24 protein-coding genes are annotated in these 21,619 nt (G+C 70.3%); 11 read left to right on the top strand and 13 right to left on the bottom strand.

The annotated features are described in order from the left end of the window. Positions 1 to 54: 54 nt before the first annotated feature. Together C4V41_RS47205 and C4V41_RS47200 are read right to left on the bottom strand one after the other, a co-directional pair. Complete coding sequence (locus C4V41_RS47205) at positions 55 to 489, bottom strand: SRPBCC domain-containing protein (RefSeq protein WP_160150641.1); 435 nt, start codon at positions 487 to 489, stop codon at positions 55 to 57. Continuing rightward, entirely contained in the window at positions 486 to 788 is a 303-nt protein-coding gene (locus tag C4V41_RS47200) for an ArsR/SmtB family transcription factor (RefSeq protein ID WP_268808841.1), read from the bottom strand. The genes C4V41_RS47205 and C4V41_RS47200 overlap by 4 nt, the downstream gene beginning before the upstream one ends. 98 nt (positions 789 to 886) lie before the next feature. Here C4V41_RS47200 and C4V41_RS47195 point away from each other — a divergent pair, with 98 nt between their 5' ends. Then, positions 887 to 1,228, top strand: coding sequence for a VOC family protein (locus C4V41_RS47195; protein WP_103962571.1), 342 nt, complete (start codon positions 887 to 889; stop codon positions 1,226 to 1,228). 213 nt (positions 1,229 to 1,441) lie between these two features. Here the strand turns inward: C4V41_RS47195 and C4V41_RS47190 are convergent, their stop codons facing one another. Next, complete coding sequence (locus tag C4V41_RS47190; protein WP_200824724.1) at positions 1,442 to 2,320, bottom strand: SCO6745 family protein; 879 nt, start codon at positions 2,318 to 2,320, stop codon at positions 1,442 to 1,444. Between the two features lie 96 nt (positions 2,321 to 2,416). Between C4V41_RS47190 and C4V41_RS47185 the strand changes: the two genes are divergently transcribed. Continuing rightward, the gene (locus C4V41_RS47185; RefSeq protein WP_235030820.1) at positions 2,417 to 2,923 is read left to right on the top strand and encodes a CGNR zinc finger domain-containing protein; all 507 of its coding nucleotides are present in this window, start codon (positions 2,417 to 2,419) and stop codon (positions 2,921 to 2,923) included. Between the two features lie 395 nt (positions 2,924 to 3,318). On the opposite strand, the gene C4V41_RS47180 is transcribed toward C4V41_RS47185, so the two are convergent. Next, a complete protein-coding gene (locus C4V41_RS47180) occupies positions 3,319 to 3,684 on the bottom strand; it encodes a cupin domain-containing protein (RefSeq protein ID WP_103962570.1) in 366 nt (121 codons plus the stop codon). 79 nt (positions 3,685 to 3,763) lie between these two features. Next, positions 3,764 to 4,300, bottom strand: coding sequence for a dihydrofolate reductase family protein (locus tag C4V41_RS47175; RefSeq protein WP_103962569.1), 537 nt, complete (start codon positions 4,298 to 4,300; stop codon positions 3,764 to 3,766). Between the two features lie 103 nt (positions 4,301 to 4,403). On the opposite strand from C4V41_RS47175, the gene C4V41_RS47170 reads away from it, so the two are divergent. Continuing rightward, on the top strand, positions 4,404 to 4,871 hold the full coding sequence (locus C4V41_RS47170; RefSeq protein ID WP_103962568.1) for a pyridoxamine 5'-phosphate oxidase family protein: 468 nt from the start codon (positions 4,404 to 4,406) through the stop codon (positions 4,869 to 4,871). A 70-nt stretch (positions 4,872 to 4,941) separates the two neighbouring features. On the opposite strand, the gene C4V41_RS47165 is transcribed toward C4V41_RS47170, so the two are convergent. After that, a complete protein-coding gene (locus tag C4V41_RS47165) occupies positions 4,942 to 5,703 on the bottom strand; it encodes an SDR family NAD(P)-dependent oxidoreductase (RefSeq protein WP_103962567.1) in 762 nt (253 codons plus the stop codon). An 87-nt stretch (positions 5,704 to 5,790) separates the two neighbouring features. Next, positions 5,791 to 6,297: an EF-hand domain-containing protein gene (locus C4V41_RS47160; protein ID WP_160150640.1), complete on the bottom strand. Its 507-nt coding sequence runs from the start codon at positions 6,295 to 6,297 to the stop codon at positions 5,791 to 5,793. A 296-nt stretch (positions 6,298 to 6,593) separates the two neighbouring features. On the opposite strand from C4V41_RS47160, the gene C4V41_RS47155 reads away from it, so the two are divergent. Further along, entirely contained in the window at positions 6,594 to 7,643 is a 1,050-nt protein-coding gene (locus C4V41_RS47155) for a LacI family DNA-binding transcriptional regulator (RefSeq protein WP_103962565.1), read from the top strand. Here C4V41_RS47155 and C4V41_RS47150 read toward each other — a convergent pair. After that, positions 7,579 to 8,247 (bottom strand): TetR/AcrR family transcriptional regulator, encoded by a 669-nt coding sequence (locus C4V41_RS47150; RefSeq protein ID WP_200824723.1) that lies wholly within the window; start codon positions 8,245 to 8,247, stop codon positions 7,579 to 7,581. The two genes, C4V41_RS47155 and C4V41_RS47150, sit on opposite strands and share 65 nt — an antisense overlap. A 90-nt stretch (positions 8,248 to 8,337) precedes the next feature. Between C4V41_RS47150 and C4V41_RS47145 the strand changes: the two genes are divergently transcribed. Together C4V41_RS47145 and C4V41_RS47140 are read left to right on the top strand one after the other, a co-directional pair. Beyond that, a complete protein-coding gene (locus C4V41_RS47145) occupies positions 8,338 to 8,967 on the top strand; it encodes a maleylpyruvate isomerase family mycothiol-dependent enzyme (protein ID WP_103962563.1) in 630 nt (209 codons plus the stop codon). Next, a complete protein-coding gene (locus C4V41_RS47140; protein WP_103962562.1) occupies positions 8,960 to 9,232 on the top strand; it encodes a DUF1905 domain-containing protein in 273 nt (90 codons plus the stop codon). Before C4V41_RS47145 ends, C4V41_RS47140 begins: the two co-directional genes overlap by 8 nt. Here the strand turns inward: C4V41_RS47140 and C4V41_RS47135 are convergent. Further along, the gene (locus C4V41_RS47135) at positions 9,229 to 9,774 is read right to left on the bottom strand and encodes a histidine phosphatase family protein (RefSeq protein WP_103962561.1); all 546 of its coding nucleotides are present in this window, start codon (positions 9,772 to 9,774) and stop codon (positions 9,229 to 9,231) included. The two genes, C4V41_RS47140 and C4V41_RS47135, sit on opposite strands and share 4 nt — an antisense overlap. Positions 9,775 to 9,857: 83 nt before the next feature. Between C4V41_RS47135 and C4V41_RS47130 the strand changes: the two genes are divergently transcribed. From C4V41_RS47130 to C4V41_RS47120, 4 genes are all read left to right on the top strand, one after another. Further along, complete coding sequence (locus tag C4V41_RS47130; RefSeq protein WP_103962560.1) at positions 9,858 to 10,586, top strand: class I SAM-dependent methyltransferase; 729 nt, start codon at positions 9,858 to 9,860, stop codon at positions 10,584 to 10,586. A 59-nt stretch (positions 10,587 to 10,645) separates the two neighbouring features. Next, a complete protein-coding gene (locus C4V41_RS47125; protein WP_235030819.1) occupies positions 10,646 to 11,086 on the top strand; it encodes a lanthionine synthetase LanC family protein in 441 nt (146 codons plus the stop codon). Then, entirely contained in the window at positions 11,086 to 11,307 is a 222-nt protein-coding gene (locus C4V41_RS64815) for a hypothetical protein (protein ID WP_235030818.1), read from the top strand. The genes C4V41_RS47125 and C4V41_RS64815 overlap by 1 nt, the downstream gene beginning before the upstream one ends. Before the next feature lie 95 nt (positions 11,308 to 11,402). Next, on the top strand, positions 11,403 to 13,691 hold the full coding sequence (locus C4V41_RS47120; RefSeq protein ID WP_103962559.1) for a HelD family protein: 2,289 nt from the start codon (positions 11,403 to 11,405) through the stop codon (positions 13,689 to 13,691). A gap of 25 nt (positions 13,692 to 13,716) precedes the next feature. Here C4V41_RS47120 and C4V41_RS47115 read toward each other — a convergent pair whose 3' ends face one another. Then, positions 13,717 to 14,190: a MarR family winged helix-turn-helix transcriptional regulator gene (locus C4V41_RS47115; protein ID WP_103962633.1), complete on the bottom strand. Its 474-nt coding sequence runs from the start codon at positions 14,188 to 14,190 to the stop codon at positions 13,717 to 13,719. A gap of 105 nt (positions 14,191 to 14,295) precedes the next feature. Between C4V41_RS47115 and C4V41_RS47110 the strand changes: the two genes are divergently transcribed. Further along, positions 14,296 to 17,499, top strand: a complete 3,204-nt coding sequence (locus tag C4V41_RS47110) for an efflux RND transporter permease subunit (protein WP_103962558.1) — start codon at positions 14,296 to 14,298, stop codon at positions 17,497 to 17,499. Between the two features lie 150 nt (positions 17,500 to 17,649). Here C4V41_RS47110 and C4V41_RS66290 read toward each other — a convergent pair whose 3' ends face one another. The 3 genes from C4V41_RS66290 to C4V41_RS47090 form a co-directional block, all read right to left on the bottom strand. Next, positions 17,650 to 17,949 carry a peptidase inhibitor family I36 protein gene (locus tag C4V41_RS66290; protein WP_103962557.1) on the bottom strand — a complete coding sequence of 100 codons (300 nt, stop codon included), beginning with the start codon at positions 17,947 to 17,949 and terminating at the stop codon, positions 17,650 to 17,652. Positions 17,950 to 18,530: 581 nt separating this feature from the next. After that, complete coding sequence (locus C4V41_RS47095) at positions 18,531 to 18,941, bottom strand: hypothetical protein (protein ID WP_103962556.1); 411 nt, start codon at positions 18,939 to 18,941, stop codon at positions 18,531 to 18,533. Positions 18,942 to 19,529: 588 nt separating this feature from the next. Continuing rightward, entirely contained in the window at positions 19,530 to 21,200 is a 1,671-nt protein-coding gene (locus tag C4V41_RS47090; protein ID WP_103962555.1) for a TROVE domain-containing protein, read from the bottom strand. Between the last annotated feature and the right edge of the window lie 419 nt (positions 21,201 to 21,619).

The raw sequence follows: 21,619 nt of genomic DNA, 5'->3' as shown, positions 1-21,619 counted from the left end.
TCGAAGGGACCCCGCGGCACGAGGGAAAGCCGTGGTGACGTGCGGAACACAGGGCTACTGGCTGTCCTGGGTCTCCCACTGGCGGGCGAACCAGCCCAGGGCGATGTTCCAGGAGTAGCCGCGCCTGATCCGGCCCGCCACGTCCGGGGGCAGGGTGTCCAGGCCGCGGTGCTCCAGCAGCACCTCGGTGCCGCCCTCGACCGGGCTGAAGGCCACCTCGATCTCCATCCGGCCGCCCTCGTTGATGAGGTCGGCCCAGACGAGGCGGTGCGGCGGCTCCCAGGTCATGATCCTGCCGGTGTCGACGTGGCCGCCGTCCGACCACAGCTCGCGCAGGTAGCCGTCCTCGAAGCGGATGGCCACCGCGCGGGCGGGGTCGACCCAGCTGTGGCGGCCGCGTACGTACCAGCGGTCGATCTCGTCGGTGAAGATCCGGAACGCGGTCGCCGGATCGACCGGGACGGTGACGCTGGCCTGCACCGCGTTCACCGGGTCCGCTCCACATGGTCCTTGAACGAGCCGAGCTGTTCGGCCCAGAACGCCTGCACCTGGTCCAGCCACGCCTGCAGCGCCGTGAAGGGTTCCTGGCGCAGCGTGTACAGGCGCAGGCGGGCGTCGGCCCCGCCGGCCTCGGCCTGCACGAGCCCGCCCGCCCGCAGGACGCGCAGGTGCCGGCTGAGGGCGGGCGCGCTCATCTGCACCGCCTGAGCCAGCTCGCCGGCCGGGCGGGGGCCTTCGCGCAGCAGATCGATCACCTTGCGCCTGGTCGGGTCGGCGAGCGCGGCCAGGGTGGCGTCAACTTCGTTAACGTTGCTGTTAATTGTTGCCTGCTTCCGTTAGGCTCTTAACCCTTAACGATAGAGGCAATTATTGCGGAGGTGTGTGCATGACCGCCGAACTGGGCTACTACACCCTGTCCGTCCGCGACCTCGACCGGGCCGCCGCCTTCTACGGGGCGCTGCTCGGCTGGGAGTTCAAGCGGGAGCATGAGACGTACCTGCACGTCACGAACACGAAGGTGCCGATGGGGTTCGTCGCGGGCGGGCCTTCGTCGCAGCCGAACCTCTACTACCACGTCGAGGACATCGAGGCGGCGGTGGAGCGGGTGCGGGAGCTGGGCGGGACGACCGGCGAGCTGTACGAGGGGCGGTCGGGGCGCGGCTGCTCCTGCACCGACGACCAGGGCACGGAACTCAGCCTCTGGCAACCCGCCCCGGGCTTCGCCTGACCCGGCCCGGTGGTGCATGGTGTCCACCTTGACGGCCCGCCCCTTCGGCAGACGCAGGCGATCGCCGCCGCGCTCGTGCTCCCGCCCCTGTGTGGTCGCATGTGACCGGTACCTGATCGCCACGAAAGGCGGTACCTGATCGCCACGAAAGCCGATGCCGGGCTGGCCCGCCAGGGCGGCGGGGTGACGCCATCGCGGCCTGACCAGGGCCGACTAGTCGGGGGCCTTGACGGTGGCGATGCCGAGCGTGCTGGTCATCGGCAGCAGGCCCGCCTCGAAGACCGCACCGAGGAACGGCGCGAGGAGCTGGGCCAGTCGTCCGGCGCGCTCCTCACCGAGCAGTCGCCACGGCTCGGCGGCCAGTTCGTCGGTCATCCGCTCGACCTGATCCCGGACGGCCAGTCCCCGCTCGGTGGCGAGCCCGTCGGCCCCGGCCAGCCCCCGCGCGGCCAGCCGTTCACGGGCCTCGGCCCACTCCTGCTCGCTCCAGCCCCGCCCCGCGAAGTTCTCCTCGGGTGCGGCCCCGATCGCCGCGAACGACACCAGCGCCTCGCACCCGTCCAGCCCCGCCGCCTGCAACGCCGCCAGGTGCCCGTCACCCCGATGCTCACGCAGCACGGTGGCCGCCAGCCACAGCACCAGGTGCGGCTCCTGTGGCCACGCCAGATCCAGGTTGGCCGCCGCGAACGGCCGCCCCGCCACCGTCACGCTCTCGGCGGCCCGCCTGGCCAGCTCCGCCGCCTCGGCCATGTCCGGCCCCGCCACCCGATCACCGAGCAACTGCCGGTACGTCCTGTCCACCGCCACCATCCGCGCCTCCAGCACCTGCTCGGGCGCCGCGACCTCCCAAATGGCGGGTACGTGCCCGGCCATCATGCGCGGGCTGAAGCTGTAGTACGCCGCCGTGGCCAACCGCGCGCCGGCCCGTCCCAGCGGGGCCGTGCGGTAGGCGAAGTAGCTGGGCCAGCGCGACTCCACGTCGTAGCCGAGCCGGGCGGCCTCCTCGAAAGCCTGGGGGGAGAAGTACAGCACCGCGTGCACGGGTTCGAGCTGGTGCCACATGCTGCGGGCGAGCCTGGCCGATGTGTTCACAACGTCACCTCACTGTCTAGGTAAGCTATGCCAGTGACGATAGAGGCTTGGCGCATCACTGGTCAATCGCAAATAGACAGTTATGTCGGGAGGTGGGTGGAGCTCGCCGCCCTCCTCGTGAACGAACTGGCCGTCGATCAGGTACGCGGCCGTCGTGCCGATCCCCCCGCCGACCGCCGGGCCGCGCTCGAAGCCGCCTTCCAGCGCCAGGGCTGGACGCCGAGCCATGCCCTCACCAGCGCGGACGCCGACCGGCTCGTGGACGTGGCCGCCGCACTCCACCTCGCCTTCGCCGGCGACGTCGGCGCACTCAACCAGGCCCTGGTACGCCATGCCGCCGTCCCGAACCTGCACGGCGACCCGCCCGTCCTGGCCTTCCACCACCCCGGAGCCGATTTGGTGGACGCCTGGGCCGCCGACGCCGGCACGGCCCTGGCCATGGTGATCGGTGTGGGGCAGGGGGTGCGGCTGCGCTCATGCGAGGCGGACGGGTGCGAACTGGTCTTCTTCGACGTCACCCGGAACGCCTCACGCCGATTCTGCGGCCTGTCCTGCCAAAACCGCGCCAAAGCCACCGCCTACCGCGCCCGCCGCCGCACGTGAGCTCCGCTCGTGAGCCCCGCGCCTGGGGCCCGCACGTGAGTTCCTGAGGCCCGCCGCCGCGCCGGGTGCCCACCGCACTTCGTGGCGGTCGCCCTCGTGCGGCTGGTCGCCGTGCCCGGGAGCGGCACCGGACGCCATGCGTGGCCGCGCCCGCCGCCGCGCATGGCGTCCGGCGCCGCTCGTATCGCACCCCATTGCGCGGCTCGCCATCACGTCCGCGGCCCCCCGGGCATCGTTCGCGGCCGCACGGACCAATCATGTCTGCGGCCGAGCTTGCGCGGGTCCCTGCCGCCGGGAGGCGCACGGCATGTCCCTGGCGGGGGCTGCATGTTTGCCGAGGGTGGGCACGCTCGACTGCGCCGCCTGGGTCGGACCAGGGGCGTGTGGCGGTGTGGTCAGTGGTTTCCGGTGGCCTTGGCGTAGTCGGCCATTCCGCCGGCGAAGTCGTACAGGATCGCCTGTTCGTCGCCCACCACCCAGGCGTCGTGTCCCGGCGGGCAGACGAAGACCTCGCCCGGCCCGACCTCGGCCTCCGTGCCGTCGTCCATGCGGAGGCGCATGCGGCCCTTCACCACGAAGCCGTTGTGGTGGACCTCGCACGAGTCCGTGCCCGCGATCGGTTTCACCGATTCCGACCAGCGCCAGCCCGGCTCGAAGGTGGCCACGCCGAAGCTCAGCCCGCTCAGGTTGCACACCTCCAGGTGCCCCTTTGGGAAGTCGCGGCGCTCGTCCGGCTTGTCGATGCTCTTGACCTCGATCATGACGTTTCCCCCCTTCCGTCAGGTCCAGTCTGACACTGGGAGTTTGCCGCCACAAGGTACTTGAGCTGGGCAAATGCCCCTATTCGACGGCGTACGTGGACTGGACGACCCCGGCCCCGAACACCTTCGTCGACAGGTGCGTGAGCGGGACGTCGCGGCCGATCGGCCCGAACAGTGGCAAGCCCTCGCCGAGCAGCACCGGCACCGTGGTGATGGTCATCTCGTCGATCAGCCCCGCGCGCAGGAAGGCGCGGATGACCTGGCCGCCGTCCACGTACACGCTCTTGGTACCGCGCTCGGTCAGATCGCGCAGCAGGTCGTCGAGGTCGCGGTGGACGGTGGCGTGCGGGTGCGGCCCGGGCGGCAGCGTGGTGCTGAGCACGGCGACGTGCTTGCCCTCGTGCGGCCACGGGTCATAGGAGAGGCCCGGCTCGTACGTCCCCCGCCCCATGACGACGGTGTCGATCCCGTCGCTGAACTCCTGGTAACCCAGGTCGTCACCGGCGGCCTCGCCCCGGGAGGTGAGCCAGCCGAGGTCGCCGTCCGCGCGGGCGATGAACCCGTCGAGGCTGACGCCGATGAACACCGAGCAGGTGAACGGCCGGTCTGAGGTCATGTGTGCGCTCCTCATTAGTAAATGTCTGTTCGTTTATAAACTAGCGAGCGGCGGCCCGGACCGCAAAGCGATTGTGTCGGTGGTGGCGTCCATGATGGGGTCCATGGCTTCATGGCAGGAGTTCGATCGGCAGGCGCCCGAGCTGGCGGGCGTGGCGCGGCGCCTGATGGACGCCCACAGGCACAAGGTGCTGGCGACCTTGCGCAAGGACGGCTCACCCCGGGTCAGCGGGGTGGAGACGAGCTTCCGGGACGGCGAGTTGTGGACCGGCTCGATGGGCGCGGCGGTCAAGGCCGCCGACCTGCGGCGGGATCCGCGCATGGCGGTCCACGTGTCCTCCGGCGACCCGGAAGGGCCCGACCCCTCCACGTGGGAGGGGGACGTCAAGCTGGCCGGGCGGGCGGTCGAGATCACCGACAAGGAGGTGCTGGAGGCGTTCGAGTCAGAGGCGGGCTCACACCTGTTCCGGATCGAGCTCACCGAGGTGGTCTGGACCCGGGTCGAGGGCGACGAAATCGTCATGGACGCCTGGCGTGAAGGGGTGGGGGTGCGTCAGATCCGTCGCTCGTGATCTACAATGTAAAGGCGCTCGGCCGAAGACGAACGGTCAAGACCCCAAACACAAACACCGCGCCGGCAGGTCAGTGGACGGAGAAGCCGCCGTCCACGAAGAGCATCTGCCCGGTGACGAACGCGGAGGCGTCGCCGGCCAGGAACACCGCCGCGCCCGCGAAGTCCTCCGGCAGCCCGTTGCGGCCCACCATGTGCCGGGCCGCCAGCGCTTCGACGCGGCCGGGGATGGCCTGGGCGGCGGCGGTCAGCGGGGTGAGCACGAAGCCGGGGATGATCGTGTTGACGCACACCCCGTCGGCCGACCACGCCTCGGCCTGGGAGCGGGTCAGGCCGGTGACGGCGGCCTTGGCGGCCCCGTACGCGCCGCTGTCGCCGAAGGCGCTGATCGACTGCTGGGAGCCGATGTTGATGACGCGTCCCCATCCGCGCCCGGCCATCTTGGGGCCGAAGTGCTGGCCGAGCAGGTACGGAGCGGTGAAGTTGACGGCGAGGGTGCTCTCGTAGTCGTCCACGGTGAGGTCGGCCATGGGCTTGCGGATGTTGTTGCCCGCGTTGTTGACCAGGATGTCGATGTCGCCCGCCGTGTCGCAGATCCGCTGGACGCCGGCGCGGTCGCCGAGGTCGGCGCCGATCGTGGAGACGGTGACGCCGTGCTCACGCAGCCGGGCGGCCGCCTTGTCCAGTTCGGCCTGCCTGCGGGCGGCGATCACGATGTCGGCTCCGGCGCGGCCGAGCGCCTCGGCGATGGCGTACCCGATTCCGGAGCTGCCGCCGGTCACCAGCGCGCGGCGGCCGTGAAGGGAGAAGAGTTCCCGCAGATAGTCGGACATGGAGCGTCAAGCTAGCATCTCCGCCCGGCCCGGAAACGACCGGGACCCGGCCCGCGTGCGCGCGGACCGGGTCCCGGGGCAACGGGTCTACTCCGGCCGTCCCAGAAGGAAGCTTCCGGTGGCGTCGAGGTCTTCGGAGGTGAAGAACTCGTAGGCCGCCTGCCGGAATTCGTCGGCCGTCACCGCGCCGTCGGAATTGAGGTCGAATTTCCGGTAGCCTGCCAGTACGGCGGATTCGTCGGCCATCGACCCACCGTAAAAGGCGAGATAATCCTCCTTGCTGATGATGCCGTCGCCGTTGCGGTCGGCGATGCGGATGAGGACGTCGACGATGCGCCCGGGTCCCTGCTGGTAGAAGGCGGGGCCGGCCGCCATCCCGGTCTTCATCACGGAGATGAAGCGGTCGAGGGTGACTTCGTCGCCGGTCTTCGTCTCGAACTGGCGCCACCAGGACTGGAACGCCTCGGTGAGTTCGAGTTCGCGTTCCTTGTCGGCGTGCAGGCGGCTGGACAGTTCCTCGGCGATCCCGGCCAGGTCCGGCCAGGAAAGGCGGTCGTCCTGGGACAGGTCGATTGCTTTGAACGCGAGCGCCAATTTGGCGTCCACAATGCTGGGGGGACTCATCCTGGATCACCTCTTGATACGAATGCGGAACAAGAGGGTGCATGGCCATGTAACTGCCGGAGGGAGTGGCGGTCAAGGGTCCCTTTACGGTCACCGGAATTACGGACGGCGCCACCTCATGCGCGCGAATGGAGAACGATCCCCAGTCCGGAACCTGGGATCCCTCCACTCCGCGAGAGCGGAAATCGGGCAACGTTATCCACATTCGTCCGCCCGCGAGGCGGCACCCCTCGTACAATCGGCAGGTCGTGAGGAAAGGCGGGCGAATGACCACGCGTGAGCGGCGGCGGAGGGTGACGATCGCCGATGTGGCGCGCCACGCCGGGGTGTCCACCACGGCGGTGTCGAAGGTGCTGCGCAACGCCTACGGGGTCAGCGCCGCCATGCGCGACCGGGTCAAGGCCGCGATCGACGAGCTCGGCTACCGGCCGCACGCGTCGGCGCGGGCGATGCGCGGGCGTACGTACACGATCGGGGTGTTACTGCCAGACCTGCGCAACCCGTTCTTCCCCGAGATCCTCGACGGCCTGTACGAGCAGCTCGACGGCACCGGCTACCAGGTGATCATCGTGCTCGGCGGCCGGGACGCCAAGGCGGAGACGCGGGCGATCGACGCGCTGGTGGACCGGCAGGTGGACGGCATGCTCATGGTGGCGCCCCGGGTGCCACGGACCCGGCTGGAAGAGGTGGGCGGGCAACTGCCGACGGTGGTGCTCGGGCCGCACGAGAAGTCGGCCCTGTACGACGCCGTCCTCGACGACGACGAGATCGGCGCGGAGCTGGTCGTTCGCCACCTCATCTCCCTCGGCCACCGCCGGATCGCGCACATCGGCCACCGGGAGAACGCCGGCCGCCGGACGGCGGCCATGCTGCAGACGATCAGGGCGGTCACCTACGAGCGGGTGATGCGCGAGCACGGCCTGGACGACGAGATCGCGATGGCGATGACCACCTACAGCGAGGAGGGCGGCTACGAGGGGGCGCGTGAGCTGCTGGCCCGCTCGCCCCGCCCGACGGCCATCTTCGCGGGCGCGGACCTGGCGGCGTTCGGCGCTTTGACGGCCCTGCACGAGGCGGGCCTGGCGGTGCCGGCGGACGTGTCGCTGGCCGGCTACGACAACACCCGTACGGCGGCGCTGTCGGACATCTCGCTGACCAGCGTCGACCAGGACGGCGGCGTCATGGGCGGCACGGCGGGCCGGCTGCTCCTGGAGCGCATCGAGGGCCGCACCTCATCGGTCACCTTCTCGGTCACCCCGACCCTCGTCCCCCGCCGCTCGACCGCCCCGCCTCCGGCTGAGACCCGTACCGCGTGAGGAACAGGTCGACGCCGTCGGCGATGAGCCGGTCGGCGAGCTCCGGGCGGACGCCGGCGCCGATCGAGCCGGCGATCAGGTGGTGGTAGAGGGTCAGGCCGAAGAACTGCACGACGGCCAGTTCGAGGTCGGGGATCGTCAGTAGCCCGCGTTCGCACAGGTCGCGGAACACCTCGCCCAGGGCGGCGGCCGACTGGGCCGGGCCGCGCCGCTGGTAGGCCGTGCCGAGGTCGGGGAAGCGGCGCAGCTCGCCGGTGACGAGGTTGCGCAGCGCCAGCCGGGCCGGGTCGGTGGCCGCGGCCACCATCGCGCGGGCGGTCTGGACCAGGGTTTCGCGCACGTCCCCGGTCTCGGCGAGCCGCGTGCGCACCTCCGCCATCGTCGTGTGCGCCGCGCCCATCGCCTGGCCGACGACCTCGATGAACAGCTCCTCCTTGCTGCCGAAGTGGTTGTACACGGTCACCTTGGACACCCCCGCCGCGGCGGCGATCTGGTCCATGCCGGCGTCGAACCCCTCGCGGATGAACATCTCGCCCGCAGCGGCCACGATGGCCTGCCGGTTCCGTTCGGCCCGCTTGCCCGAGGGCGCTCTGGTGTCTCCCACGCTCGGCATTTTACCCACAACTGAACTCTTGAGTACAGTAATAACTGTCCTGTACAGTTCAGTTCAGTTACAAAAGCCAAGGAGGCAGACATGTGGGCCGTCGTCCACGCCGAACGCGCTGCACTGATCCGCGACCTGGAGACCGTCCCGGCCGAGCGGTGGTCCACGCCGTCCCTGTGCCCCGGCTGGGACGTTCACGACGTCGTGGCCCACCTCGCCGACGACGCCAAGACCACCCGCCTGAGCTTCCTGCGGCACTTCGCCGCCGCCCGCTTCGACTTCGACCGCTTCAACAACGCGGGAGTCGCCCGGGAGCGGGCCGCGGAACCGCGGCTCACGCTGGCCTCGTTCCGCGCGGCGAGCCACCGTACGACGAGCGCGCCGGCGCCGAAGGCGACCCGGCTGGTCGAGGCGTTCGTCCACGGCGAGGACATCCGGCGCCCGCTCGGCCTCAGCCGCGGCTACCCGGCCGGGCACGTCGCCACCGCGCTGCGTTTCCAGCTCGGCACCGGCGTGCCGGTCGGCGGCGGCAAGGAACGAGCGCAAGGGCTGCGCCTGCTGGCGACCGACGCGAAACTCGACGCCGGCGACGGCCCTGAGGTGCGCGGCACCGCCCTGGCGCTGCTCCTGGCCGTGTCAGGGAGACCGGTCGGCGCCGACGAGCTGACGGGGCCGGGCGTTCCCGCACTGATCCGAAACGGAGGGATTCACCATGGCTGAGATCGACACCACCTTCACCACCGCGATCGTCCCCGACTCCAACAGCGGCTGGCCGTGCGTCAGGATGCCCGGTTCGGCCGGCTTCTTCGGTACGGGCAAGGCCGTCAAGGTGGCGGGCACCGTCGACGGGCACGCCTACGAGGCGACCATGCTGCCGGTCGGCGGCGGAACCCACATGATGCCGCTGCGCGCCCCCTTCAGGAAGGTCATCGGCAAGGACGTCGGCGACGAGGTGACGGTCCACCTGACCCGCCGGGTCTCCTAAACGGCCCGCAGGAACTCGGCGTGCACGAAACGCCCGCCGGCGAAGCCGAGCCGCACACCGTCACCGTGGGCGAACGGCGTCCCCCAGGTGTCGTGCGCGGCGCCGGGCAGGCAGGCCACCAGCGCGAGCTCGATCGCCCCGCCGTGCCCCACGAGCAGCGCCGAGCCGCCCTCGGCGACGCCGCCGACCGTCTCCGCCCAGATCTCCCGATGCGCCTCGGCCACCTCCGCCGCGGCGCCGCCCGCCTGGACGATCTCCGCCAGCCGCCGGTACGGCTCCTCCCATTCCCACTGCGCGTGCCGGGGGATCTCGCCGGGGACGTAGCCGGAGGGCATGTCCACGGTGTCGTCGACGGCGAACCCCATGGCCACGGCGGTCTCCACGGCGCGGGGCACGGAACTGGCGACGACCCGTTCGAAGGGCCCGGCGCTCTGCCCGATGGCGCGGGCCAGGGCGACACCTTCGGCCGACAGGTGTGAGCCGCGCCCGCGCGCCGCACCCTTCTTGGTCAGACTGTGCCGCCGTACCTCCAACACGCGCATATGGCTCCTCACCAGGGATGATGGCGAAATAGGATCATCGGGTACGGCCGCGACGGGGCGGCCCCTTTCGCGGGAGAGGCCGAGTGAAGCGGACCATCCGGACGATCGATGATGTCATGGAGTTGCTGGACGGGATGTTCGCCACGGAGGCGGACCGGTGGACGGGCAACGCCTCGACCTGGTGGGACGGCTTCTACGCCGACCGTTCCAAGCCGGTCCCCTTCTTCGTCCCCGGCCCGGACGAGAGCCTGGCCTCCCATGTCGAACGCGGCCTGCTGACCCCGGGACGTGTTCTGGACCTGGGCTGTGGCCCCGGCCGTAACGCCGTGCACCTGGCCTCGCGCGGGTTCGAGGTGGACGCGGTCGATCTGTCGCCCGCCGCCGTGGCCTGGGGCGAGGAGCGGGCCGCGGAGGCGGGCGTCAAGGTGCGCTTCCTGTGCGGCGACGCCTTCGCCTCCGGCCTGACGGGTCCGTACGACCTGGTCTACGACTCCGGCCTCCTGCACCACCTGCCGCCGCACCGCCGGATCAGCTACCGCGACCTGCTGGAGCGGGTGCTCGTCCCCGGCGGTCACCTCGCCCTGACGTGTTTCGCGGCCGGCGGCATGGGCTCGGAGGAGCCCGACGAGGATCTCTACCGCGACGGCCGCCTGCACGGCGGCCTGGCCTACAGCCCCGAGGAGCTGCGCCACCTGTTCTGCGACTACACCGAGGTGGAGCTGCGCCCGATGGAGGAGCAGCCCCCGGGCGCGCCGCTGTTCGGCGCTGCCTTCCTGCTGACCGCCCTGTTCCGGCGCGCGCCCGCGGGCTGAGGTTGGCGGCCGGGCGCGCGTGGAGGAGGATGAAAGGGTCCTGAACGGGCGGGGGTGCCATGAGCGTCGATCGGGCCCGCTCGCCGGGCGAGCGGGCGCGGACCCCGCTGTCCGCCGCGATCGGCGCGGCGCGCTGGATCAGGTCCGCGGCGGCCGATGACGGCCCCTCGCGGCACTGGCGGGCCAACCCCGACGCGGGCGCCAGGCCGGCGCTGGCTCCCGAACCCGCCTGCCTGTACACGGGCGCGCCCGGCATCGTGCTGTTCTTCCTGGAATTGGCCGCGGCGACCGGCGACGACGGCTACCTCGACGACGCCCGCGCGGGCGTACGCTACCTCGCCTCGGCCTGGCAGGGCATCAAGGGGATCGGTTTCCACCACGGCCTGAGCGGCATCGCGGCGGCGGCGTGGCGGGACTCGTGGAGTTGTTCGTCGGGCTGTGGGCGGCGACGGGGCGGGCGGCGTACCTGGACTTCGCTCACAGACTGGGCGCGCACCTGATGGCACGGGCGCGCGGCGGCGAGGGTCTGCGGTGGTATCAGGCCTTCCGGCGGGTATGCCCCGGCGAGCTGAGCGCGGACACCGGCTACCTGACGGGCGCGGCCGGCATCGGCGCGGCACTGCTGCATCTGGAGGCGGCGTCGCGGGGCGCGCGGGCGTGGCGGCTGATTCTGCTGCCGGACAACCCGTTTCCGGCCATTCCGGCACCGGCGGGCGCATAGCGGAGTTTGCGCGCGGGCGGGCGCGGAGTTAAGCTCGAATGCTGCGCATTTCCGATCGAGCTTTTACAGCCCTCCCGATAGGAGTATACCACGGAATGACTAATCGTCAAGATGGTCTCGCGCAAGCCCTTGACACCGAGCAGCGTACCGTGTCGTGGCTCTACGGCCTGCTCGACGACGCCCGGCAGCGCGCCCAGGTGACGCTGCGCGAGGTCTACTCCAGAGGCGGCGGCTCGCTCACCCGCCAGGCGAGGGTCGAGCGCGAGGTGCTGGCCGGTGAGCAGTCGCGGCGGCTGGCGCAGCTCAACGCGGTCGAGCGGGGCCTGTGCTTCGGCCGCGTCGACGACGGCGCGGGGCGGAGCACCTATATCGGCCGGGTCGGGCTGCGCGACCAGGCGCACGAGTCGGTCCTGATCGACTGGCGGGCGCCGGCGGCACGGCCGTTCTACGTGGCCACGGCCACCGACCCCGGCGGGCTGGTGCGCCGCCGCCACCTGCACCTGAAGGGCCGCCTGGTCGTCGGCATCGACGACGAGGTGTTCGACCTGGAGGGGATGAGCGAGGGCGACCGCGGGTCGCTGGTCGGCGAGGCGGCGCTGCTGGCCGCGCTGCGGCGCGGCCGCACCGGGCGGATGGGCGACGTGGTGGCCACCATCCAGACCGAGCAGGACCGGGTGATCAGGGCCTCGCTGCAGGGGGCGCTGGTGGTGCAGGGCGGGCCGGGCACCGGCAAGACGGTGGCGGCGCTGCACCGGGCGGCGTACCTGCTCTACACCCACCGCGCCACGCTGGAGCGGCGCGGGGTGCTGGTGGTGGGCCCCAACGCGATGTTCCTGCGCTACATCGGCCAGGTGCTGCCGGCGCTGGGGGAGACGCAGGTCGTGATGACCACGGTGGGGGAGATGTTCCCCGGCGTGGTGGCGGTGGCCGCCGACGGCCCGGCCGCGGCCGTCGTCAAGGGCGACTCACGGATGGCCGAAGTGGTCGCCGGGGCGGTGGAGCTGCGCCAGCGGGCGCCCGAGGGTGAGCTGGTCGTGGAGCTGGACGGCCTGCGGCTGCGGGTGCCGCACACGACGTGCGTACGGTTGCGCGACCGGGCGCGGGCGGTGCGGCTGCCGCACAACATGGCGCGCAAACTGTACGTCACCGAGCTGCTCAAGGAGCTGGCCAAGGCGGAGGCGCGGGCGCTGGAGGAGTCGCTGCACATCGAGGACCTCGACGTCGACGAGCCGGAGCTGACCGAGCCCCTCGACCTGGAGAGCGACCTCGACGAGCTCGACCTGGAGCTGGCCTCGCGCCGGCTGTGGGGCGAGCCGGAGGTGCGGCGCGCGGTGGACGATCTGTGGCCGGAGCTGACGCCGCGGACCCTGGTGTCGGAGCTGCTGGCCTCGCCGGAGGCGCTGTGGTCGGTCGCGCCGCCGGGGCTGGCCTGGAAGGAGCTGGTCCGCCCGGTCGACGCCGAGTGGACGGTCGGCGACGTGCCGCTGCTGGACGAGGCGGCCGAGCTGCTGGGCGAGGACGACTCGGCGCGGCGGGTGGCGGCCAGGCAGGCGGGGGAGGAGCTGGCGGAGCGGGAGCTGTACGCGTGGGAGGTGCTGGAGTCCACGGGCGTGGCCGGCGCGGGCATCTTCGACCGGGCCGACGTGCTGGCCGAGCGGCACGCCGACGACGGCGCGGGCCTGACCACGGCCGACCGGGCGGCGGCCGACCGCACCTGGGCCTACGGGCACGTGATCGTGGACGAGGCGCAGGAGCTGTCGCCGATGGCCTGGCGGATGGTCATGCGGCGGGTGCCGGCCAAGTCGCTGACGGTGGTGGGCGACGTGGCGCAGACGGGGTCGGCGGCGGGCGCGGGCTCGTGGGCCGAGGTGCTGGACCCGTTCCTGAAGGACCGGTGGCGGGAGGAGCGGCTGCTGGTCAACTACCGGACGCCGGTGGAGATCATGCGGGTGGCGTCGGACGTGCTGGCGGCGTACGCACCCGGGCAGGAGCCGCCGGAGTCGGTACGCGAGGGCGAGGCCGAGCCGCGAGCCGTGCGCATGCCGCTGTCCGGGCTCCCCGGCCTGGTGGACGCGGAGCTGGCGGAGATCGGCGAGGGCCGCCTGGGCGTCCTGGTGCCGGACGGGCGGCACGCCGAGGTGGCGCGGCTGCTGCCGGAGGGCGACCTGGACGCGCCGGTGGTGGTGCTGACGGTGGGCAGGGCCAAGGGGCTGGAGTTCGACGCGGTCGTGGTGGTGGACCCGGCGGGCATTCTGGGCCAGTCGCCGAGGGGCGGCCAGGACCTGTACGTGGCGGTGACGCGGGCGACGCGGCGGCTGACGGTGGTGCACGAGGGCGACCTGCCGCCGGTCCTGTCCCGCCTGGCTGAGAAATCTACAACGTAAAGGCGGCGGGACGATGGTCCCCGCCCTAACACGAACCCCCACGGCCATCGTCGATCAGCTTGGCGGCCACGTCGCGGATGGCGCGGGTGGCGTGGTCGAGCGCGTGCAGGGTCGCCGTGTCGAGGTGGTCGAGGATGCGGCGATACTGCTCGTGCCCGGCGTTGTTGATCTCCTCGACGAGGGCGGCGCCGTTCTTGGTGAGCTCGACGCGGCGTACGCGGCGGTCGTGGGGGTCTTCGTGGCGGCTGACGTAGCCCTGGGTGACGAGGCGGTCGACGATGCCGGTGACGGTGCCGAGGCCGACGCCGAGGCTCTGGGCGAGGTCCTGGCCGGAGGCGGAGCCGTTCATGGCCACGACGAGGATGACCTTGAGTTGTCTCATGGTGAGGTTGGAGCTGAACAGCGGGCTGTGCTGCTGGGCGAACAGCCGCCCGAGGCCCTTCTGGGTTTCGGTGATCCGGCGGATCAGGTCTTCGCGTTCGTCGGATTCGTTGGTCACGCTCACCTCTCGTTTCCTGAGAAGGTTATCAGGATTGCTTGATCGGTCTAAATATTCGTATCAGGCGAAGTGTTAGTCTGGGGCGAACTCTTGGAGGGGGAGTCCATGACGGCTTTCGCCCGGTTGAGCCTGGTCAACCGCAGCCTTGTGATTTTGGTCGCGGTCGTGCTCAGCGCGTTCGGCGCGTTCACGATTCCGCAGTTGAAGCAGCAGTTGCTGCCTTCCTTGTCCTTCCCTGGCGCGTTCGTGGTGGCGCCGTTCCCCGGCGCCTCGCCGGAGATCGTGGAGGACCAGGTCACCAAGCCGATCGAGGACTCCTTCCAGGGCCTGACCGGGATGGAGCAGATGACCTCGACCTCCAAGGAGGGCGTGGCGCAGATCCAGGTGGCCTTCGAGTACGGCACGGACGTCGAGTCCTCGCTGAACGAGATGCAGCAGGCCATCAGCAGGGTGACGCTGCCCGACGGGGTCGAGCCGCAGGTCGTGGCCGGTAACACCGACGACATCCCGGTGATGGTGCTGGCGGTGGGCGACGGTGGTGACGAGCGGGCGATGGCCGACAAGCTGCGCCGGCTGGTGGTCCCGGAGCTGCAGGGCGTCGAGGGGGTGCGGGAGGCGTCGGTCACGGGCACCCGCGACGAGGTCGTGACGATCGAGCCGGACGCCAAGAAGATGGCGCTGGCGGGGGTGTCGGCGGCGCAGATCCCCGAAGTGCTGAAGGCCAACGGCACGCCGATCCCGGCGGGCACGCTGACGTCGGACAGCAAGTCGCTGACGGTGCAAGTGGGCGCGCGGGTCGATTCGGTGGCGAAGCTCAAGGACCTGTACCTGACGCCGGCCCAGCCGGCGGCGGTCTCGCAGCAGCAGCCCCAGGCGCAGCAGGGCCGTCCTCAGCCCGGGCAGCCCACCCTTCCGCAACAGGTGCGTCCCAAGCCCCTCAAGCCGGTCAAACTGGGTGACGTCGCGAAGGTGACGCGGGGCCTGGCCGAGGCGACGACGATCACGCGTACCGACGGCAGGACGAGTCTGGGCGTGTCGGTGACGATGGTGCCCGACGGGAACGCGGTGGCGATCTCGCATGCCATCGCGGCGAAGCTGCCCGACCTGACCAAGGCGCTGGGCGACGGCTCGGACACGGCGGTGTCGGTGGTGTTCGACCAGGCGCCTTACGTGGAGGAGTCGATCGCGAGCCTGACGACCGAGGGCCTGCTGGGCCTGGCGTTCGCGGTGCTGGTCATCCTGGTGTTCCTGCTGTCGGTGCGTTCGACGGTGGTGACGGCGGTGTCGATCCCGCTGTCGGTGGTGATCGCGCTGATCGTGCTGTGGGCGGGCGACTATTCGCTGAACATGCTGACACTGGGCGCGCTGACGATCGCGGTGGGCCGGGTGGTGGACGACTCGATCGTGGTGCTGGAGAACATCAAGCGCCATCTCGGGTACGGCGAGGCGAAGCTGCAGGCGATCCTGACGGCGGTGCGTGAGGTGTCGGGCGCGGTGACGGCCTCGACGCTGACGACGGTGGCGGTGTTCGCGCCGATCGCGGTCGTGGGCGGCATGGTGGGCGAGCTGTTCAGCCCGTTCGCGATCACGGTGGCGGTGGCGTTGCTGGCGTCGCTGGTGGTGTCACTGACGGTGGTGCCGGTGCTGGCGTACTGGTTCCTCAAGGCGCCGGAGCTGACCCCGGAGCAGGCGCGCAAGCAGCGCGAGGAGGCCGAGGCCAAGGAGCTGCGGTCGCCGTTGCAGCGGGCCTACCTGCCGGTGCTGCGGTTCGCGACGCGGTTCAAGCTGGTGACGGTGCTGATCGGGGTGGCGGTGTTCGTCGGGACGATGGGCCTGGCGGGCGGGCTGCGGACGAACTTCCTGGACTCCTCCGGGCAGAACACGATCTCGTTGTCGCAGCGGATGCCGGTGGGCAGCGATCTGGCGACGACCGACAAGGCGGCCGAGCGGGTCGAGGGTGTGCTGTCGGGCTTGGACGGTGTGAAGTCGTACCAGGTGAACGTGGGTGGCGGCAACGCCATGCAGGGCGGGGTCGGGGGTGGCGCGGATCGGGCGTCGTACTCGGTGACGCTTGAGGAGGAGGCCGACACCGCGAAGGTGGAGCAGGAGCTGCGCGAGCGGATCTCCGGGCTGTCGGGGGTCGGTGAGGTCACCGTCGGCGGGGCCGGTGGGGGCGGGTTCTCCTCCGACACGATCGACGTGATCGTACGGGCGCCGGACACCGAGGGGCTGCGCGCGGCGACCGACCGGGTGAAGGCGGCCATGGGCGAGGTGTCCGGGCTGCGGGATCTGTCGTCGAACCTGGAGGCGAGCGCGCCGCGGGTCGAGGTCGTGGTGGACCGGCAGGAGGCCGCGGAGCGGGGGCTGTCGGAGGCGCAGGTCGGCCAGGCGGTGGCGCAGGCGTTCCGTGGCGCGCCGCTGGGGCAGATCACGCTGGACGGGCGTACGAGTGACCTGGTGTTGCGCGGCGCGGACGCCCCGGAGGACGTCGAGGCGATCGAGGACCTCAAGCTCGCGACGGCGGGCGGGATGGTGAAGCTGTCGTCGGTGGCCGACGTGCGCGAGGTGGCCGGTCCGACGCAGGTGACCCGGATCGACGGTGAGCGTTCCGCGACGGTGTCGGCCAAGGCGGTCAACGCCGGTGACCTCGGTACGGTGACGCAGGCGCTGACGACGAAGCTGGACGGGGTGGCGCTGGAGTCGGGGGCCTCGTACGAGATCGGTGGCGCGTCGGCCGACCAGGCGGAGGCGTTCTCCGACCTGGGGCTGGCGATGCTGGCGGCGATCGCGATCGTGTTCCTGATCATGGTGGCGACGTTCCGCAGCTTCATCCAGCCGCTGATCCTGCTGGTGTCGGTGCCGTTCGCGGCCACGGGCGCGGTCGGGCTGCTGGTGGCGACGGACACGGCGCTGGGCGTGCCGGCGTTGATCGGCATGCTGATGCTGATCGGCATCGTGGTGACGAACGCGATCGTGCTGATCGACCTGATCAACCAGTACCGGGATCAGGGCATGGGCGTGGTGGAGGCGGTGATCGAGGGCGGCCGGCGACGGTTGCGGCCGATCCTGATGACCGCGGTGGCCACGATCTGCGCGCTGACGCCGATGGCGCTGGGGGTGACGGGTTCCGGCGGCTTCATCTCACAGCCGCTGGCGATCGTGGTGATCGGCGGCCTGATCTCCTCGACGCTGCTGACGCTGGTGCTGGTGCCGACGCTGTACACGGTGGTGGAGCGCACGAAGGAACGAATGCGCCGCCGCCCGGCCGAACCGAAGCACGAGGCGAAGGTCCTGGCGCCGACGCCGTAGGGGCCGGTTTCTGGTCGTGGGTCTCGGGCCCGTCCGCTGTGCGGGCGGGCCCGGGCTCATGTACGGGTCACGCATCATCATGGAAGCGATCGGCCCGCATGTGAGATTTGACTGCGGCCGAAATTCACCGCGGTTTCGCGATGGAACTACTTAGCCGCATCTATCGTTGTTGAGCCTCAGCGATGACCCCCACCGGCCGACGGGATACCCTTCTAGATCTCCTATTCGCCCGCCTGGCTGAATGCAGGTGTGGGAGCCGGTGTAGTTGCTGGCCCGGTAGATACGCGCGGTGCGATCCCCCGTGCCGTTGTTGATGACAGAGAACGTGTGGTCGTTGATGACCGTGTTCGCGAGGCTCGTGCTGTCGTCCGACGCCCGGCGGACGTAGGGTACGCCGCCGTAGTTGGTCTGCGGGTAGATGCATACCTGCCCAGATCCGCACTCCACCATCGCGCTGGCTTGGGCGCCGGCTGTCGCCGTGGTCAGCAGCCCGAGAGAAATGGCCGCTGTTCCGGCCGCTGCCGCTAGTCCGTACCTCAGGGGACGTACTGACCTCGGAATCGACACTTCGTTTCCGCGAACGTGCGGAGATCGAGCGGGACTTGTGCGAGCACGGCTTCGTCGTCGAGGACGTACGCGCCGCACCCGACCGGCCGAGCGGGGAGTTCGTGTTCGTGGCGCGGCGCGATGCCACGGAGTCCGTCCCTCCCCGAATGCCCTAGGGAGCACCACACAGCGCGTGAACGTGCTCCGGCCCGAGCGGCAGCAGGACAGAGGAATGGGGTTGATCTACTTTGTAAAGGCGGGGGATTTGTTATCGATCATGCAGTTGAACAACTGAAACCTCAGCAACGACCAAGAGCTCTGCCACGCTCAACCCGGCCGCCGAGGCCGTCAAACGGAACCTCTCCCGAAAGGAGCCGATGCCGTGACGGCCATTCGATAGGCCAGCGCCATGTTCAGTGTGTTTGCTGCTGTCAGAGCTGTGCTCAGAGGGCGACTACACCGCTGGTCATCCCGTGATCGGATTGTCAGTTGCACCGAGACGGTCGTGTTGCATTGAGGTAGAGCTCCGTGATGATGAAGTGGAGCTGCCTGGTCACAATCTTCTCGCCATCGAACCAGCGGTATGTCGGTAGGTTGACGGAGTCCCAGTCGCAGAACTCATGGTAGTTGGCGGAGCAGTGCTGGATGGGGACGTCTCTACCGCAGGTGTACGTGAAGTAGCCGCTCCAGCCGGTCGCACGGAATCCCTTTATGTCGACTCCGGGGTAATAGCGGCCGCTGCACGATCTGCTGTAGTCGCTACTTTGGTAGCCGATGAACGTGAAGCTGACGGACTGACATCCGGCGTATGCCGGAGATTGGAGTACGACGACTGAGAGCAGGAGCAGAATCGGCACAAGAAGCACCTTCAGCGCTCTTGAGGTGAGTTTCGTCATGCCGTTTACCCCGTGTTCCTGTTGTAGGCGGATTCGATGTCCCGTGTTCGGCACCTGGAGACCCGTTTGTACGTCGCCAGGGGTTGTCCAGCAAGGGAACCAACCACTGAACAAACAATTCAAGGGCTGCGTCGCAGGTCGTATGGCTTCGTCGAACCGAGGGGACGATGCTGGTCAACCGCGCGCTTGGCACGCTTCTTGACCTTGGCCGACCGCTCGGACGCGCGGTCGATCGCCGTCTCCGAAGGAACCGTTCGGGCGTGGAGGGATTGCGCACACTCGGAAAGCACATGGTCGTACGCGCGCTTCGCGTCAGAAAGGTTCATGTGACATCCAGATCCTCCACGTTGCCGAGAACGATCATTGTTAACGTCCGCGCCGGCGGCCTCGTGGTCTGCGGCCATGATGTCGCGCTGATTCGCCGTGACCGGCCGCCCGGCACGCCGCCCGGCGGCGACGTGGACAGGAGCGATGGCCGCAGCGGGCCGCTCAAGCGACTCGGAACCTGTCCAGCCTCGATCGAGTGCCACGCACATGGCAGGACCGCCTGCTTCCCTGGCTGGGAGGCAGGCGGTCCTGTCATGTGCGTCAGTTGCGGATGAAGCCGTTGACGATCAGTGGCAGTGAGGCGTCCAGGCCCGCCACGTTCAGTACGCCCTCGTCTCGTGGGTCGCCGATCGTGCCACCCGTTGCGGTCATCGACGCCACGACCACGCGGGACTGGGCGGCCACGGTGCGCCGGTAGGCGTCGAGTTCCTGTGAGGGGTGCGTTTGGCCCGACCAGGTCTCGTTGTCGGTGAACAGGACGATGCCGTCCGTCTCCATGCGCTGCTGGCGTGCCCATCGGAACGGCAGGGACAGGTCGGTGCCGCCGCCGGACGGCTCCCAGGAGGCGATCTCGCGCAGGCTCGTGCGCGGAGTCACCTTCGAGGCGTGGACGCTGGTGTCCACGTCGATGACGTGTACGTTGCCGCGTTCGATGCGGGCCAGCATGACGGCCATGGCGCAGCCGACCTCGTACGGTGACCCGATCGGTGAGCCGCCGGCCATGACGCCGCCGTCCCAGCTCATCGAGCCGGAGGAGTCGACGGCGACCAGCAGTCGCCGGCCCGTGGGCTCGACCGTGCCGAACGACAGCTCGTAGGTCTCCTCCAGGGCGTCCAGGATCGCCGGGACCGGGGTCCATCGCTGCGTGCCGGCGCGTGGGTTCGGCCGGCTGCGGCCGGAGGCGTAGACGCGCAGCGCCAGGAAGGCGTCCATCGGGTGGATGCGTGCGCGCAGCAGGGCGTCCTGGTCGGTGAGCCGGGCGACCGCGCGCCGGGTGGCGTCGCCCATGGGCTTCAGGGCGCCGATCCGGGTCATCCTGGACAGGTTGCGGATGAGCGCGGTCAGGCCGATCGTAGCGATCAGCGCGTCCCACACCTCCGCCTCCCTGAGCATGGCGTCCGGCAGGAACTCCCACGGCACCTTGCGCTCCTCGATGACGCGGATCGCCTCGCGAGGGCTGGTGACGGCCTTGGCGGTGAGGAACCGGTCGACCGACTCCAGGACGTCGCGGGCCTCCTCGTCGGGGACGTTCCCGGCGATCCATCCGAACAGCCGCGCCCGCTCGGGGCTGTCGGCCTTCGGGTGGGCGATGCGCAGCACGTCACGCAGGTCGAACGACTCACCCTGCGGGGTCTTGCGCTGGCGGGCCTTGCACACCTTGAACGCGACGTCGTCCGCGCTGCCGGCGGTGAACCAGGAGGCGAGCGCGGTACGCAGCGACCGGCCGGCGACCGGCGCTATGCCGTGAGGGGTCGGCTTGCCGCCCAGGTTCTTGTAGTAGCCGAAGAACTGGGCCAGATGGTCGGTGGTGCGGGCGACCTTGGGCAGCGCCGCCTTGGCGGCCTGGCGGGTGGCGGCGTCGCCTTGGGCGTAGGCGGCGGCGAGTGCGAACAGCGCCGGCCGCTGCTTGGGGGCGCGTGGCGGGCGCGCCGTCGAAATGTCGGTCAGCAGGGCGACGACGCGCGGCCCGTCCGCGGCGATCGCCTCGAAGAGCACACCGGCGTTCTCGGCGGTGAGCCGATCCTCCGACACGTAGTAGGTGCCGCCGGTGGTGCCGAGAATGAGGAAGTCCTCCAGTTCGCGCCACAGGTCCTTGGCGAATATGTAGCCACCGGCCGCGTTGCGCATCTGGTCGTTACGGCCGGGCATCGGCCGCGTCTGCGGCGTGGCGATGGCGGAAACGCCGGCGAGTGGGTCGCGGCTGCGGGCCATGGGAAATGTCTCCAAGGGATTCGACCCGCCCTGACGGCGGATATAAGGGGCGGGAGCTTTGTCGGCGGCACGGATATGGGGCTCCGGCCGGGTGCCCAGCCGACCTGGGCGACCGGCCCCATGAGGAGGGGCCGGAAGGAATCGAACCTCAACCCTGTGGTAACCGGCCGGATTCGACCCGTGCCACCGGCAAAGCCGACGGCCATGCCCATGCGGTCGGGGGAAGGCGCGGATGTGGGGACGTCCACCGGCGTTCAGGTGCTCTGGCCGGCTGAGTTACCGAGACCGTGATCCCGGGCAGGGCTCGGACCTGCGACCACCCCGTTGGGGGTGGATAACCGATGAAGCTTCGACCCGTGCCCTCACCGAACCGCACTGGCGGCCATCGGGCCTGGAATGGGTACGGATGTGAGAAGCGG

This window comes from Nonomuraea solani (genome assembly GCF_900108335.1).
Classification (GTDB): domain Bacteria; phylum Actinomycetota; class Actinomycetes; order Streptosporangiales; family Streptosporangiaceae; genus Nonomuraea; species Nonomuraea solani.
Note: the sequence above shows the minus strand (reverse complement) of the source record. Positions and strands in the feature narration are given on the sequence as shown.

Bases quoted from the DNA above. Each gene is read 5' to 3' on its own strand.
- C4V41_RS47195 (WP_103962571.1), top strand. From the start codon at position 887: ATGACCGCCGAACTGGGCTACTACACCCTGTCCGTCCGCGACCTCGAC.
- C4V41_RS47180 (WP_103962570.1), bottom strand. From the start codon at position 3,684: ATGATCGAGGTCAAGAGCATCGACAAGCCGGACGAGCGCCGCGACTTC.
- C4V41_RS47175 (WP_103962569.1), bottom strand. From the start codon at position 4,300: ATGACCTCAGACCGGCCGTTCACCTGCTCGGTGTTCATCGGCGTCAGC.
- C4V41_RS47170 (WP_103962568.1), top strand. From the start codon at position 4,404: ATGGCTTCATGGCAGGAGTTCGATCGGCAGGCGCCCGAGCTGGCGGGC.
- C4V41_RS47165 (WP_103962567.1), bottom strand. From the start codon at position 5,703: ATGTCCGACTATCTGCGGGAACTCTTCTCCCTTCACGGCCGCCGCGCG.
- C4V41_RS47155 (WP_103962565.1), top strand. From the start codon at position 6,594: ATGACCACGCGTGAGCGGCGGCGGAGGGTGACGATCGCCGATGTGGCG.
- C4V41_RS47145 (WP_103962563.1), top strand. From the start codon at position 8,338: ATGTGGGCCGTCGTCCACGCCGAACGCGCTGCACTGATCCGCGACCTG.
- C4V41_RS47140 (WP_103962562.1), top strand. From the start codon at position 8,960: ATGGCTGAGATCGACACCACCTTCACCACCGCGATCGTCCCCGACTCC.
- C4V41_RS47135 (WP_103962561.1), bottom strand. From the start codon at position 9,774: ATGCGCGTGTTGGAGGTACGGCGGCACAGTCTGACCAAGAAGGGTGCG.
- C4V41_RS47125 (WP_235030819.1), top strand. From the start codon at position 10,646: ATGAGCGTCGATCGGGCCCGCTCGCCGGGCGAGCGGGCGCGGACCCCG.
- C4V41_RS64815 (WP_235030818.1), top strand. From the start codon at position 11,086: ATGGCACGGGCGCGCGGCGGCGAGGGTCTGCGGTGGTATCAGGCCTTC.
- C4V41_RS47120 (WP_103962559.1), top strand. From the start codon at position 11,403: ATGACTAATCGTCAAGATGGTCTCGCGCAAGCCCTTGACACCGAGCAG.
- C4V41_RS47110 (WP_103962558.1), top strand. From the start codon at position 14,296: ATGACGGCTTTCGCCCGGTTGAGCCTGGTCAACCGCAGCCTTGTGATT.
- C4V41_RS66290 (WP_103962557.1), bottom strand. From the start codon at position 17,949: ATGGTGGAGTGCGGATCTGGGCAGGTATGCATCTACCCGCAGACCAAC.
- C4V41_RS47095 (WP_103962556.1), bottom strand. From the start codon at position 18,941: ATGACGAAACTCACCTCAAGAGCGCTGAAGGTGCTTCTTGTGCCGATT.
- C4V41_RS47090 (WP_103962555.1), bottom strand. From the start codon at position 21,200: ATGGCCCGCAGCCGCGACCCACTCGCCGGCGTTTCCGCCATCGCCACG.